This window comes from Streptomyces sp. NPDC007856, from assembly GCF_042868225.1.
Classification (GTDB): domain Bacteria; phylum Actinomycetota; class Actinomycetes; order Streptomycetales; family Streptomycetaceae; genus Streptomyces.
Window position 1 is genome coordinate 378,197 of sequence record NZ_JBIAEC010000001.1, and the last position, 13,944, is coordinate 392,140.

Consider the following 13,944-nt stretch of genomic DNA (forward strand, 5'->3'; position numbering starts at 1 on the left):
CCGTCATTCGTCTTGACCGTCCGCTTGATGCTGGGTGAACGCCACGTGGCGAAGCTGTGAACCGGGCTGTTTTCCCGTGCTCTCACGGCCCGATTCGCCATTCGGCGATGTGCTGTTAACCGTTTGTTGCATTCGGGTTGGGCGGAACCTCGGAATGGCTTCCTAGCGTCTTCAGCGTGCCAGCAAGTGCTACGAAGTCCCTGCGGGTCGCCGTCCTCGCCGATTCCGACACCCGGTGGAAGTGGGGCGCGCTCACCGCGCAGCGCCTCGCCCCCACGGATGCCGAGATCAGGCTCGACGGCTACCTCTTGCGAGGACGCGCCACCCCGACAGCCCGCCAGCTGAAGGAGGTCGGCGTCCGGGCGGACTCCCTGCGCGAGGTCACCGGCGTCGAGTTCCTTCGTGCGATGGGTGGAGCCGTCGAAGACCAGTACGACGTGCTCATCCTCGCGCTCGTCGGCGGCGGCGTCCAGGCCATGCTGCACGGGCTGCGCGCCACCTGGGCGGGCGCCGGCAAGCGCCCCGTGGTCGTCACCGGCTACGTCGGTGTCGTCTACGAGAAGCTCGCCGACGGCCTGCTGCTGCGGCACGGCGCCGACCTCGTCCTCGCCAACTCCCGGCACGACGCGGACCGGTTCCGGGCCGTGTACGAGGGCGTGGGCGCCGACGCCTCCTCGGTCACCGAGGTCGCGCTGCCCTTCCTCGGCGGGGCGCCGTACACCGGTGAACACGAGCCCTACACCGTGGTGTTCGCGGCCCAGCCGTCCGTCCCGGACAGCCGCAAGGACCGCACCTACCTGCTGAACCGGCTGATCGAGCACGCCCGGAAGCACCCCGAGCGCGAGGTGCTGCTGAAGCTGCGCTCCAAGCCGGGCGAACACACCACCCACATCGAGGAGTTGCCGTACCAGAAGCTGGCCCAGGGCACGGACGTGCCCGCCAACTTCCGTCTGGTGTACGGCCACATGGGCGAGGTGCTGGACCGCACCGACCTGCTCGTCACGGTCAGCTCCACGGCCGCCCTGGAGGCCCTGCACCGCCGTATCCCCACGGTCGTCCTGACCGACCTGGGCGTGCGCGAGGTGCTCGGCAACCACCACTTCACCGGCTCCGGGTGCCTGGCCTCCTGGGACCAGCTCGACGCCGGGCACCGGCCGGTGGCCGACGAGGAGTGGGTGGCCCGGCAGGGCGTGGCCGCCGACGGGTCGTACGGGACGGCCTTCGACACCGCCCGCGAACGCATCGCCAAGCTGCTCGACCGGCCCGGCGGCCTGCCGCCCCTGAACCCCTACTACACCCCCGAGACCGCGCCCGGCTATCTGCCCGGCATCCTCGCCCGGCACCACCTCGGCCCCGACGGCGTCCCGCTGCCCGGCGCGCCCGCCGCCGACAAGGAGCCCGGACCGGTCCGCCAGATCGTGCGCCGCGCCGCGCGTGGCGCTTACCGCCACGGCGTGCAGCGGGTCGCTCCGGTGATCCGCCGGATGGGGGAGCTGTGACCTCTTTCCAAGGAGTGGACCCCATGTCGAACCCGGAAGCGGGCCAGGGCGCGACGGTGCGCCGGGTGCTCGCGGTGATCCCCGCCCGCGGCGGCTCCAAGGGCGTGCCCGCGAAGAACCTCGCCCCCGTCGGCGGGGTCCCGCTGGTGGCGCGCGCGGTGCGCGAGTGCCGGGCGACCCGGCTGGTGACAGACGTCGTCGTCTCCACCGACGACCAGGCCATCGCCGCCGCCGCCCGGGAAGCCGGCGCCGAGGTCGTGCTGCGCCCGGCCGCCATCGCCGGGGACACGGCGACCTCCGAGGCCGCGGTCGTGCACGCCATGGACGCCCACGAGGCGCTGCACGGCGCTGCCGTCGACGTGGTCCTGCTCGTGCAGTGCACCAGCCCGTTCATCGTCCGCGAGGACATCGACGGGGTTGCGTCGGCGGTGATCGAAGGCGGCGCGGACACCGCGCTGACGGTCGCGCCGTTCCACGGGTTCGTCTGGCGCGACGCGGTCGAAGAACTTTCCGCGCACGGCGAGCCGTCAGCCACCGGCACGGCCTCGGTGGCCGCGGCGGCGGGCGGCAGCCACGCCGTTCCCGTACCGACCGCCGGAGGCCATGGCGTCAACCACGACAAGTCCTACCGCCCGCGCCGCCAGGACCGACCGCAGGACTTCCTGGAGACCGGCGCCGCCTACGCGATGGACGCGGCCGGCTTCCGCAAGCACCAGCACCGCTTCTTCGGCCGTACGGAACTCGTCCGCACCGACCCCGCGCGCGTGCTGGAGATCGACGACCCGCACGACCTGGCCCGCGCCCGCGCGCTGGCCCCGCTCTTCGACGCGGACCGCCCCGGTTCGCTGCCGACCGCCGACGACATCGACGCGGTCGTACTGGACTTCGACGGCACTCAGACCGACGACCGGGTGCTGATCGACTCCGAAGGACGGGAGTTCGTCTCCGTGCACCGCGGCGACGGACTCGGCATCGCGGCTCTCCGCAGGAGCGGCCTGAAGATGCTGATCCTGTCCACGGAACAGAACCCTGTGGTCGCCGCCCGCGCCCGGAAGCTGAAGCTTCCCGTGCTGCACGGCATCGACCGCAAGGACCTCGCGCTGAAGCAGTGGTGCGAGGAGCAGGGCATCGCGCCGGAGCGCGTGCTCTACGTCGGCAACGACGTCAACGACCTGCCGTGCTTCGCCCTCGTCGGCTGGCCCGTGGCGGTCGCGAGCGCCCACGACGTCGTACGCGGCGCCGCACGCGCGGTCACCACCCTCCCCGGCGGTGACGGCGCGATCCGAGAGATCGCCAGCTGGATCCTCGGCCCCTCTCTCGATTCCCTCCCCAAGTAAGGACATCCCCTGATGAGCACCAACTCCCGTCTGCGTACGTTCGGTTCCCGCGAGGTCGGCCCCGGCCGTCCCGTCTACATCTGCGGTGAGATCGGCATCAACCACAACGGTGAGCTGGAGAACGCCTTCAAGCTGATCGACGTGGCCGCCGAGGCCGGCTGCGACGCCGTGAAGTTCCAGAAGCGCACCCCGGAGATCTGCACCCCGCGCGACCAGTGGGACATCGAGCGCGACACCCCCTGGGGCCGGATGACCTACATCGACTACCGCCACCGCGTGGAGTTCGGTGAGGACGAGTACCGCCAGATCGACGAGTACTGCAAGGAGAAGGGCATCGCCTGGTTCGCCTCCCCGTGGGACACCGAGGCCGTCGCCTTCCTGGAGAAGTTCGACGTCCCGGCCCACAAGGTGGCCTCCGCGTCCCTGACGGACGACGAGCTGCTGCGCGCCCTGCGCGCCACCGGCCGCACCGTCATCCTCTCCACGGGCATGTCGACCCCGAAGCAGATCCGCCACGCGGTCGAGGTCCTGGGCAGCGACAACATCCTGATGTGCCACGCCACGTCGACCTACCCCGCCAAGGCCGAGGAGCTCAACCTCCGCGTGATCAACACGCTGGAGAAGGAGTACCCGAACGTCCCGATCGGCTACTCCGGCCACGAGACCGGCCTGCAGACCACCCTCGCCGCGGTCGCGCTCGGGGCGGCCTTCGTCGAGCGTCACATCACCCTCGACCGCGCCATGTGGGGCTCCGACCAGGCCGCGTCGGTGGAGCCGCAGGGCCTGGAGCGCCTGGTCCGCGACATCCGCGTGATCGAGTCCTCCCTGGGTGACGGCGTCAAGAAGGTCTACGACTCCGAGCTCGGCCCGATGAAGAAGCTGCGCCGCGTCGCCGGCGTCGTCGCCGAGGCGGAGATCGCCGCGGCGGCGGGCGAGCCGGTCACGGTCTGAGTGTTTTGATCCCCTTACGACGGGACGGTCGTACGCCGATGAGCCCCCGCGCCGGTCACGCCGGCCACCCTCCCCGCACGCTCGCCTTCGTGGAGAGCCCGGTCCAGCTGCTCAACGTACTGGAGTGGGCGCATCTGCACGGCCTGCGCGGCGCGCAGCCGGACCCGCTGCCGGCCACGGACCCGCTTCCGTCCGTGCCCGCGCAGGTACGGCGGACGGTGGCCGGCAACCCTCCACAGACCGGCGCGGAGCTCACGGTCGTCGTCCTGTCGCCGACCGACCCCATGTCCCGGGGCCAGCTGCGCCGCATGGCGGACCTGGCCCGGGACGAGGGGTACCGGGTGCGCTGGGAGGAGGCGCGGGGCGGCACGACCGCGCCCTTCTCGACGATCGGCGGCCTGGCGGGGGCCCTGAGAAAGGCCGACCGGATCGTCATGGGCGACCCGTTCTCGCGGTATGTGCAGCTGTTGCTGACGATCACGCGGGCGAAGGACCTGGTCGTGGTCGACGACGGCACGGCGACGATGGAGTTCGTCGCCCAGCTGGCCCGCGGTGAGCGGCTGGTCCGCTGGCACCGCAAGGGCGGCCGCCCGGGCGCGAGGGACCTGCTCTTCGCCCCCGTCTCCTCCTCGGCCCGGCGCCGGCTGACGCCGAGCGCGCGCCGCAGGGTCGAGGTCTTCTCCTCCATGCCGGTGACGGAGACCCCGGACGGGGTGACGGTCACGGCCAACGACTTCTCCTGGACCCGTGCCCGCTTCGGGCCCCCGCGCATCACCAAGGGGGCGGACATGGTGGGGACGTCCTTGGTGGAGACGGGCGTGGTGGACGGCGACCGCTATCTGGAGGCCGTCCGCACCCTGGCCAGGACGCACGGCGCGACCCGCTACTTCGCCCACCGCCGCGAGAGCGCGGACAAGCTGCACCGCCTGGCCGCCGAGACCGGCCTGGAGATAGTCCGCCCGGACCTCCCCCTGGAGCTGATCGCCCGCCGGGGCCCGATCGGCCGTACGGTCCTCAGCTTCCCTTCGACGGTCGTCCACACCCTGCCGCTGGCCCTGGCCGGCACGGGCGTGCGGGTGGCGGTGTGCGACATCGACCCCGCCTGGCTCACGGAGAACGCGTCGCCGCGAGCGCAGGGCTTTCTGTCGGGTGTCACCGGCACGGCCCGTGACGTACACCGCCTGGCGGCGGTGAGCCCCAGCCTGGCCTAGGCCAGGGGGCCAAGGGGCTGCTGCATCCCGTGCCGGATCAGTCGTTTGCCGGATCGCACGCCCTGCCGGCGTGTGCCGCACGGACCCCGAGGTCCACGAGCAGTTGGTTTACACGTCAGCGTGTCGGCTGGGCCACCCGCTCCCTGGCCGATGTTGCATGCCCGCGTGACCCCCGAACCGACCACGTAGCCCCTGCCCGCCAGATAGTGCCGGCAGTCCTGTGTACTGGCCTGCGCCGTAGCCGCCATCGCCACCGTTCCGGCAACGATCGCGGTCGCCGCGAGGAAACGGCACCCTTTCGTGTCCAGACATTTCTGTCGGCTCAACTCCCGTTGCACCGGGAGCAGTTCGAAAGGCTTCCCGTTGGCCTCGGGCTTTCATGGGGCGGGACGGGGACGGGGTCGTCCAGCAGCGCGGGGGGCTGGTGCGGATCCGCCCATCGGGTTCTGTCACCGGATCGGCTCAGGCTCCGGCGGCGGGTTTGCGGGCCAGTACGAATGCTCTCGACAGGGTCTCCTCGGCGGCTGGTTCCCGGCGCACCGTCGCCACCAGTTCCAGGCCGGCCTCCGTCAGCGCCGTGGTGAGCTGTTCCGGGGTACGCCAGTAGTAGTCGAGGTCGATCTGGTGGCCGAAGCGCTCCGGGAGGTGCAGATGGCCGGGCGCCCCGGCGGTCTGGAAGGCGAGGAGGGCGTGGCCGCCGGGCTGGAGCGTGCGATGGAATTCCGCGCAGGCCGCCGGCAGGTGGGCATCGGGGACGTGGATCGTCGAGTACAGGGCGAGGATGCCGCCCAGGGTGGCGTCCGGCAGGTCCAGGGACGTCATCGAACCGATGTGGAAGCGCAGCCGGGGGTAGGTGTCGCGGGCCATGCTCACCATGGCGGGGGAGAGGTCGACGCCGAAGGCCGGGACGCCCAGCTCGTCCAGGAGCGCGGTGACATGGCCGGGGCCGCTGCCCAGGTCCGCCACGGGGGCCGTGCCGTGCGTGGTGACCAGTTCGGCGAAGGCGGTGATCACGCTGCGGTCCAGGGGGTGCCACCCGCCGGCCGGGAACTGGGCGGCGTAGTCCTTGGCGATCGCGTCGTAGGAGGCGCGGGTCGTCCGGAGGAAGGCCTCGGTGGCTTCGGTGCGAGGGTTCTCGGTCGCGTCGGTCACGGGTGCGGACCCTACCGGCCGGGGGCGTGGGAGGGGGTCCGGTTCGTGGACATGGCGCGCGTGAGTGCGGGGAGGCGTGGTATGCGTGGAAGAAGAAACAGAAGTCTTACCCATCAGTGTCCGCCGCCATGCGTCCGCCGGTCAGATTTTCTTCCCCTAACGGGCTGAAGTTTTGTTGATCGAGGGGTAGTCGACCAGCCGGGCGTCCTACCCTTCAGAGGGTGAAGCAATTGATGTCCCTAGAGTCCGAGGCCGGCCTCGCGGGGGATGTGCTCCCCGGCGTGCTGAGCGAAGCCCTGCACGCCGAACTCGTCGCCTTCCGTCGCGACTTGCACATGCACCCTGAGCTGGGCAATCAAGAGTTCCGTACAACCGCCGCGATCAAGGAGCGGCTGGAGCAGGCGGGGCTCAGGCCCCGGGTGCTCGCCAAGGGAACCGGACTCGTCTGTGACATCGGCATGACGGACGGTGAGCGGCCGGCCGTACCGCTGCTGGCCCTGCGCGCGGACATCGACGCCCTGCCCATCCCGGACACCAAGACCGACTGCCCGTACCGGTCGACCGTGCCCGACCGGGCGCATGCGTGCGGGCATGATGTGCACACGACCGTCGTGCTCGGCGCCGGGCTCGTGCTCGCCGACCTGCATGCCAAGGGCCTGCTGCCGCGGCCGGTGCGGCTGCTCTTCCAGCCCGCCGAGGAGGTGCTGCCCGGCGGCGCGCTGGACGCCATCGAGGACGGGGCGCTGAAGGGGGTCGAGCGGATCCTCGCCGTGCACTGCGACCCCCGCGTCGACGCCGGGAAGATCGGGCTGCGGCACGGCGCGATCACGAGCGCGTGCGACCGGCTGGAGATCGCCCTGGACGGGCCCGGCGGGCACACCGCCCGGCCGCATCTGACCACCGATCTCGTCACCGCCGCCGCCCGGGTCGCCGTCGACGTGCCCGCGCTGATCGCCCGCCGCGTCGACACCCGGGCCGGGCTGGCGCTGACCTGGGGGCGGATCGAGTCGGGGCACGCCCCGAACGTGATCCCGCAGCACGCCGAGCTGTCCGGGACCGTGCGCTGTCTGGACCTGGAGGCCTGGCGGCAGGCCCCCGACCTCGTGCACGCGGCCATCGACGAGGTCGCCACCATGCACCGCGCCAAGTCCGAGATCACCTATGTGCGCGGAGTGCCGCCCGTGGTCAACGACCGGGAGTCCACCGAACTGCTGCGCCGGGCGATGGCGGCGCGGCGGGGCCGGGACTCCGTCGAGAGCACCGAGCAGAGCCTCGGCGGCGAGGACTTCTCCTGGTACCAGGAGCACGTCCCGGGCGCCATGGCCCGGCTCGGCGTCCGCAAGCCCGGCGAGCGCACCGTGCGCGATCTTCACCAGGGCGACTTCGACGCCGACGAGCACGCAATCAAGGTCGGCGTGGAGATGTTCACGGCGGCGGCCTTCCTGGAGCCGAACGACGTACAGGGCTGAGCGCCCGGGCCCGGGGTCTCTGCGGCCCCCCGGGGGTGACCCGGAGGCGGGTTCCTGGGGGTGGCACGAGACCGGGCCCTGGGGCGGCCTGGGGACAGGTGCCCGGGGTGGCGCCGAGACGGGCTTCTGGGGTGGCCCGGGGACGGGCGTCCGGGGTGGCGCCGAGACGGGCTTCTGGGGTGGCCCGGAGACGGGGCTCTGGGGTGGCCCGGGGACGGGCGTCCGGGGTGGCGCCGAGACGGGCTTCTGGGGTGGCCCGGGGACGGGCGTCCGGGGTGGCGCCGAGACGGGGCCCTGGGGTGGCCCGGAGACGGGGCCCTGGGGTGGCCCGGAGACGGGCGTCCGGGGTGGCCCCCGAGGTGGGTGCCCGGGGCCCGGGACGGTTCCGCTGGCCGGCGCAACACACTTGTAAGCCATTCGTACACGCTCCGCAACAGCGCCATGAGAGGACCGGGAGAGCGAGTTCAGATGCTGTTTGCCTCGAATCGATAACGGCTTCGCGAGAGGGTTTTTTGCGACATCTACGCGCGTTACGATGCCGCGAAGCCGACGCCGCCGGGGCGTTTCGGCTCGAGCACTGGCATGGTGCTCACATCAAGCGCCGACACGGCGCTCAGGTCAGGTGAAGGAGCCTCCCGTGCGCCGGGTAGCCAAGCTTTCCGCTGCGGCAATCGCCACCGCAGCTCTCGCCGTGACTGCCACCGCGTGTGGCAGCACGTCCTCCGACAACAACGCCAGCCCCTCGTCCTCGGGCGGCGCCAAGGGCGGCATCAAGATCGGCCTCGCTTACGACGTCGGCGGCCGTGGTGACCGTTCCTTCAACGACTCCGCCGCGCGCGGTGCCGACAAGGCCGCGAAGGAGTTCGGCGGTTCCATCAAGGAGCTGACCGCCAAGACCTCCGACACCGAGGCCGACCGCGAGCAGCGCCTGTCGGACCTGGCGCAGGCGGGGTACAACCCGATCGTCGCCGTCGGGTTCTCCTACGCGCCGGCCGTGACCAAGATCGCCAAGCAGTTCCCGAAGACCAACTTCGGCATCGTCGACTCGGTCGTGAACGCGAGCAACGTCGACAGCATCACGTTCACCGAGGAGCAGGGCTCCTACCTGGCCGGTGTCGCCGCGGCACTGAAGACCAAGAAGGACCACGTCGGCTTCATCGGCGGTGTCGACGTCCCGCTGATCAAGAAGTTCGAGGCGGGCTACGTCCAGGGCGTCAAGGACACCAACCCGAAGATCAAGGTCGACACCCAGTACCTGAGCCACGGCTCGGACTTCTCCGGCTTCGCCAGCCCCGACAAGGGCAAGGAGGCCGCGCAGGGCATGCTCGACAACGGCGCCGACGTGATCTACTCGGCCGCCGGCTCCTCCGGCAACGGCGCGATCGAGGCCGTCAGCGGCACCAAGGGTGCCTGGGCCATCGGCGTGGACTCGGACCAGTACAACATCCCGGGTCTGGCCAAGTACAAGAACTCGATCTTGACCTCCATGGTCAAGAACGTCGACGTCGGTGTGTACGACTTCATCAAGTCCGTGCACGACGGCAAGCCGCTGGCCGGCCTCAACGCCTACTCCCTCGCCAAGAACGGTGTCTCGCTGGCCACCAGCGGTGGCTTCATCAACGACATCCAGCCCAAGCTGGACGCCGCGAAGCAGAAGATCGTCTCCGGCCAGATCAAGGTCAAGACCACCCCGTGACCCGTCCGGTACGGCCGGACCGCCTATGCGGCGGTCCGGCCGCACCGCGGGACCTGAGGCTCGGCGCGGGGGCGCCCTCCGGAGCCCCCCGTCGAGCCATAACAATGTGTCAACTCTACGCGTGTAGCGTGGAGTTGCCGCGCTAGCGTCGCCGACGCCCAAGCCCTCCCCTACGCAGCCCCTTTCCCCGAGGAGAGTGCGCCATCAACGCGTCCAGCCCTCCCGCTGCCGTCGAACTGCGCGGCATCACCAAGCGTTTCCCCGGCGTCGTCGCCAACCGCGACATCGACATCACGGTCCACACGGGCACCGTCCACGCCCTGTGCGGTGAGAACGGCGCCGGCAAGTCCACCCTGATGAAGATCCTCTACGGCATGCAGCAGCCGGACGAGGGCACCATCACGGTCAATGGCGAACAGGTCACCTTCCACAACCCCGGCGACGCCATCGCCCGCGGCATCGGCATGGTGCACCAGCACTTCATGCTCGCCGACAACCTCACCGTGCTGGAGAACGTCGTCCTCGGCGCGGAGAAGCTGTACGGCATCGGCCACAAGGCCCGCACCAGGATCAAGGAGATCTCGGACGCGTACGGCCTGAACGTCCGCCCGGACGTGCTGGTGGAGGAGCTGGGCGTCGCCGACCGCCAGCGCGTGGAGATCCTCAAGGTCCTCTACCGTGGCGCCAAGACCCTCATCCTCGACGAGCCGACGGCCGTGCTCGTGCCGCAGGAGGTCGACGCGCTCTTCGACAACCTGCGCGAGCTGAAGTCCGAGGGCCTCACCGTCATCTTCATCTCCCACAAGCTGGGCGAGGTGCTGTCGGTCGCCGACGAGATCACCGTCATCCGGCGCGGCACCACCGTCGGCACGGTCTCGCCGCAGGGCACCACCCCCAAGCAGCTCGCCGAGCTGATGGTCGGCGCCGAGCTGCCCACCCCGGAGACCGCGGAGTCCACCGTCACGGACGTGCCGATGCTGAAGGTCGAGGGGCTGCACCTGGCGCAGACCGACCTGGAGGGCATCGAGCGGATCATCCTGGACCAGATCTCCCTCACCATCCACAAGGGCGAGGTCCTCGGCATCGCCGGTGTGGAGGGCAACGGCCAGTCCGAGCTGGTCGAGGCGATCATGGGCATGCGCCACCCGGACGCCGGCGTGATCACCCTCGACGGCACCGACATCTCCGGCACCCCCACCCGCGACCGCCGCGAGGCCGGCATCGGCTACATCCCCGAGGACCGCCACCGCCACGGCCTGCTGCTGGAAGCCCCGCTGTGGGAGAACCGCATCCTCGGCCACGTCACCGAGAAGCCCAACGCGCGCGGCCGGCTGCTCGACATCAAGGCCGCCCGCGCCGACACCGAGCGGATCGTCCAGGCCTACGACGTCCGCACCCCCGGTATCGACGTGACCGCGGGCTCGCTGTCCGGCGGCAACCAGCAGAAGCTGATCGTCGGCCGCGAGATGAGCCACGACCCCAAGCTGCTCATCGCCGCCCACCCCACCCGCGGTGTGGACGTCGGCGCCCAGGCGGCCATCTGGGACTACATTCGCGAGGCCCGCCGCGAGGGACTGGCCGTCCTGCTGATCTCCGCGGACCTGGACGAGCTGATCGGGCTCTCCGACACCCTGCGGGTGATGTACCGCGGCCGCCTGGTCGCCGACGCCGACCCCGCCACCATCACCCCCGAAGAGCTGGGCTCCGCCATGACGGGTGCGGCCACCGGCCACCTGGAGCACACAGAGGACGACGAGCGATGAACAAGCTGACCTCACGGATCGACAAGGAGCGGCTGCTCCTCGGACTCGCCGCGCCGGTGCTGGCGGTCGTCGCCGCGCTCGTCGTCACCGCCCTGGTGATCCTCGCGACCGGCAAGAACCCCGGCTCCGCGTTCAGCGACATGCTGACCTACGGCTTCGCCAGCGACAGCCAGGTCTACATCCTGAACAAGGCGACGACGTACTACCTCGCGGGCGTCTCCGTCGCCATCGGCTTCCGGATGAACCTGTTCAACATCGGCGTCGACGGCCAGTACCGGCTCGCCGCGTTCTTCGCCGCCGTCCTCGGCGGGGCGCTGACCGTACCCGGCTGGATCGCCATCCCGCTGATCCTCATCTGCGCCATGGCGACCGGCGCCCTGTGGGCGGCCATCGCGGGCATCCTCAAGGTGACGCGCGGCGTCAGCGAGGTCATCTCGACCATCATGCTGAACTCGATCGCCACCGCGATCATCGCCTACCTGCTGCAGCCCGGAAAGCTGGCCCAGCTGGAACAGGGCGGCACCGTGGTCTCCACCAAGCCGCTGCCGTCGTCCTCGTACTTCTTCAGCATCAACACCGGCCCGGCCGGGCAGCTGTGGGGCTTCATCTTCATCGCCGCCGCCGTCGGTGTCGCGTACTGGTTCGTCCTCGGCCGCACCCGGTTCGGCTTCGACCTGCGCACCGTCGGCCAGTCCGAGAGCGCCGCCTCCGCGAGCGGTGTGTCCGTGAAGAAGATGATCGCCACCAGCATGATCATCTCGGGTGCGGTGGCCGGTCTGATCGGCATGCCGACCCTGCTCAACGACTCCTACGCGTTCAGCAACGACTTCCCGGTCGGCATCGGCTTCACCGGCATCGCCATCGCGCTGCTCGGCCGCAACCACCCGATCGGCATCGCGCTCGGCGCCCTGCTCTGGGGCTTTTTGGAGCGCACCACCAACCACCTGGAGTTCCAGGGCTACGACAAGGAGATCCTCGGCGTCATCCAGGGCGTCATCGTCCTGTGCGTCGTGATCGCCTACGAGGTCGTGCGCCGTTACGGCCTCAAGCGCCAGCAGCAGAAGGTCGGCGCCGAACTCGCCGCCCAGGCCGCCGCCCCGACGAAGAAGCAGGAGGTGGCGTGATGACTGCCACGATGACCGACACGCCGCCGCCCGCGGCGCCCAAGGCGGCGGGCGCGCCGCAGCGCTCGGGCCGCTCCTTCGGCCAGATCCTCCTGCTCGTGGCGGGTGCGCTGCTGCTCCTGGCCGCGGTCCGCATGATCACCGGCTCCCAGCAGCTCGACTCCGCCGGTCAGGTCAGCGCCGCGCTCGGCCTCGCCGTGCCGATCGGCCTCGCCGGCCTCGCCGGTCTGTGGTCCGAGCGCTCCGGTGTGGTCAACATCGGCCTCGAAGGCATGATGATCCTCGGCACCTTCGGCGCCGGCTGGGTCGGCTGGCAGTCCAGCCCCTGGCTCGGCCTGCTGTGCGGGATCGGCTTCGGCGTCCTCGGCGGCCTGCTGCACGCCGTCGCCACCGTCACCTTCGGCGTCGACCACATCGTCTCCGGTGTCGCGATCAACCTGCTCGCGCTGGGCGCCACCCAGTACCTCGCCAAGCTGTTCTTCGCGGGCGGCAGCGCGGCCAACGCGGGCGGCAACCCCAAGCAGTCCCCGCCGGTGGACTCGCTGCCGCAGGTCACCGTGCCCGGCCTGTCCAGCGGCCTGCACTCGATCGAGACCCACCACTGGTTCCTGATCTCCGACCTCGCCGGCATCATCGGCGGTCTGGTCACCAACCTGTCCGTGATCACGATCCTGGCCGTGGTGCTGTTCGTCGGCAGCTGGTGGCTGCTGTGGCGCACCCCGTTCGGTCTGCGGCTGCGCTCCTGCGGTGAGAACCCGACCGCCGCCGAGTCCCTCGGTGTCAACGTCTACACGTACAAGTACGCGGCCGTGGCCGTCTCCGGTGGCCTCGCCGGCCTCGGCGGTGCCTTCCTCGCGCTGGTCACCTCGCACACCTACCTGGAGGGCCAGACCGGTGGCCGCGGCTACATCGGCCTCGCGGCGATGATCTTCGGCAACTGGCGTCCGGGCGGACTCGCGATGGGCGCGGGCCTGTTCGGCTACTCCGACGCGCTCCAGCTGCGCAACGGCGGTCCGACCGTCCACGCGCTGCTGCTCCTGCTGGTCATCCTGCTCGTCGCCCTGGCAGGCTGGAAGCTGTATCGCACGTCGCTGTGGCAGGGCGCGATCAGCCTGATCGTGGCGGCGCTGGTGCTGCTGTGGTACCTCGTCACCGACGAGGTCCCGAGCGACTTCGTGGGTGCCACGCCGTACGTCGTCACCCTGCTGGTGCTGTCGCTGTCGGCGCAGCGCCTGCGGATGCCGAAGGCGGACGGCATGCGCTACCGGAAGGGTCAGGGCAAGTGACGCGGAATGCCGCCGGGTTCGACTGGGAGGCGCTGCGGGAGGTGGCGCGCGAGGCGATGTCCCACGCTTACGCCCCCTACTCCGGCTTCCCGGTCGGCGTGGCGGCCCGGGTCGACGACGGCCGCACGGTCACCGGCTGCAACGTGGAGAACGCCTCCTACGGCATCGGCCTGTGCGCCGAGTGCGGCCTGGTGTCCGACCTGCAGCGCACGGGCGGCGGCCGCCTGACGCACTTCACGTGCGTGGACGGCACCGGCGGACTGCTGGTGCCCTGTGGCCGCTGCCGTCAGCTGCTGTACGAGTTCGGCGGGCCGGACCTCCTCCTGGACACCCCCGCGGGCGTCCTCTCGCTGTCCGAGATGCTGCCCCAGGCCTTCGGCCCGGACCATCTCACCAAGTAAGTCCCGTACGGCCCCCCTGCCCCGCTCGCAGGGGGGCCGCACACTTCGCACCTCC

The 13,944-nt window shown here is 70.8% G+C and carries 11 protein-coding genes; 10 read left to right on the forward strand and 1 reads right to left on the reverse strand.

Annotated elements, in window-relative coordinates; translation table 11 throughout:
• The first annotated feature begins 176 nt into the window (after positions 1-176).
• From ACFYOH_RS01860 to ACFYOH_RS01875, 4 genes are read left to right on the forward strand one after another with little or no spacing between them, the layout of a single operon-like run.
• Positions 177-1,499 (forward strand): DUF6716 putative glycosyltransferase, encoded by a 1,323-nt coding sequence (locus ACFYOH_RS01860; RefSeq protein ID WP_388619970.1) that lies wholly within the window; start codon positions 177-179, stop codon positions 1,497-1,499.
• A gap of 23 nt (positions 1,500-1,522) precedes the next feature.
• Positions 1,523-2,836 (forward strand): cytidylyltransferase domain-containing protein, encoded by a 1,314-nt coding sequence (locus tag ACFYOH_RS01865; RefSeq protein ID WP_388619973.1) that lies wholly within the window; start codon positions 1,523-1,525, stop codon positions 2,834-2,836.
• Positions 2,837-2,848: 12 nt separating this feature from the next.
• Positions 2,849-3,787 (forward strand): N-acetylneuraminate synthase family protein, encoded by a 939-nt coding sequence (locus tag ACFYOH_RS01870; RefSeq protein WP_388619976.1) that lies wholly within the window; start codon positions 2,849-2,851, stop codon positions 3,785-3,787.
• A gap of 38 nt (positions 3,788-3,825) precedes the next feature.
• The gene (locus ACFYOH_RS01875) at positions 3,826-4,998 is read left to right on the forward strand and encodes a hypothetical protein (RefSeq protein WP_388619978.1); all 1,173 of its coding nucleotides are present in this window, start codon (positions 3,826-3,828) and stop codon (positions 4,996-4,998) included.
• A 462-nt stretch (positions 4,999-5,460) separates the two neighbouring features.
• On the opposite strand, the gene ACFYOH_RS01880 is transcribed toward ACFYOH_RS01875, so the two are convergent.
• Positions 5,461-6,150, reverse strand: coding sequence for a class I SAM-dependent methyltransferase (locus ACFYOH_RS01880; RefSeq protein ID WP_388619981.1), 690 nt, complete (start codon positions 6,148-6,150; stop codon positions 5,461-5,463).
• Positions 6,151-6,383: 233 nt separating this feature from the next.
• On the opposite strand from ACFYOH_RS01880, the gene ACFYOH_RS01885 reads away from it, so the two are divergent.
• The 6 genes from ACFYOH_RS01885 to ACFYOH_RS01910 all read left to right on the forward strand — a co-directional run bounded on the left by ACFYOH_RS01885 (position 6,384) and on the right by ACFYOH_RS01910 (position 13,889).
• Positions 6,384-7,619 (forward strand): amidohydrolase, encoded by a 1,236-nt coding sequence (locus tag ACFYOH_RS01885; RefSeq protein WP_388619984.1) that lies wholly within the window; start codon positions 6,384-6,386, stop codon positions 7,617-7,619.
• Between the two features lie 637 nt (positions 7,620-8,256).
• Positions 8,257-9,315, forward strand: a complete 1,059-nt coding sequence (locus tag ACFYOH_RS01890) for a BMP family protein (protein WP_388619986.1) — start codon at positions 8,257-8,259, stop codon at positions 9,313-9,315.
• Between the two features lie 236 nt (positions 9,316-9,551).
• Positions 9,552-11,078 (forward strand): ABC transporter ATP-binding protein, encoded by a 1,527-nt coding sequence (locus ACFYOH_RS01895; protein ID WP_388621032.1) that lies wholly within the window; start codon positions 9,552-9,554, stop codon positions 11,076-11,078.
• Positions 11,075-12,202, forward strand: a complete 1,128-nt coding sequence (locus ACFYOH_RS01900; protein ID WP_388619988.1) for an ABC transporter permease — start codon at positions 11,075-11,077, stop codon at positions 12,200-12,202. The genes ACFYOH_RS01895 and ACFYOH_RS01900 overlap by 4 nt, the downstream gene beginning before the upstream one ends.
• Entirely contained in the window at positions 12,202-13,488 is a 1,287-nt protein-coding gene (locus ACFYOH_RS01905) for an ABC transporter permease (protein WP_388619989.1), read from the forward strand. The genes ACFYOH_RS01900 and ACFYOH_RS01905 overlap by 1 nt, the downstream gene beginning before the upstream one ends.
• Positions 13,485-13,889 (forward strand): cytidine deaminase, encoded by a 405-nt coding sequence (locus ACFYOH_RS01910; RefSeq protein ID WP_388619992.1) that lies wholly within the window; start codon positions 13,485-13,487, stop codon positions 13,887-13,889. The genes ACFYOH_RS01905 and ACFYOH_RS01910 overlap by 4 nt, the downstream gene beginning before the upstream one ends.
• The last annotated feature ends 55 nt before the right edge of the window (positions 13,890-13,944 follow it).

Excerpts from the sequence above, each read along its gene's own strand:
- ACFYOH_RS01870 (WP_388619976.1), top strand. The coding sequence starts at position 2,849 with ATGAGCACCAACTCCCGTCTGCGTACGTTCGGTTCCCGCGAGGTCGGC.
- ACFYOH_RS01875 (WP_388619978.1), top strand. The coding sequence starts at position 3,826 with ATGAGCCCCCGCGCCGGTCACGCCGGCCACCCTCCCCGCACGCTCGCC.
- ACFYOH_RS01885 (WP_388619984.1), top strand. The coding sequence starts at position 6,384 with ATGTCCCTAGAGTCCGAGGCCGGCCTCGCGGGGGATGTGCTCCCCGGC.
- ACFYOH_RS01865 (WP_388619973.1), top strand. The coding sequence starts at position 1,523 with ATGTCGAACCCGGAAGCGGGCCAGGGCGCGACGGTGCGCCGGGTGCTC.
- ACFYOH_RS01905 (WP_388619989.1), top strand. The coding sequence starts at position 12,202 with ATGACTGCCACGATGACCGACACGCCGCCGCCCGCGGCGCCCAAGGCG.
- ACFYOH_RS01900 (WP_388619988.1), top strand. The coding sequence starts at position 11,075 with ATGAACAAGCTGACCTCACGGATCGACAAGGAGCGGCTGCTCCTCGGA.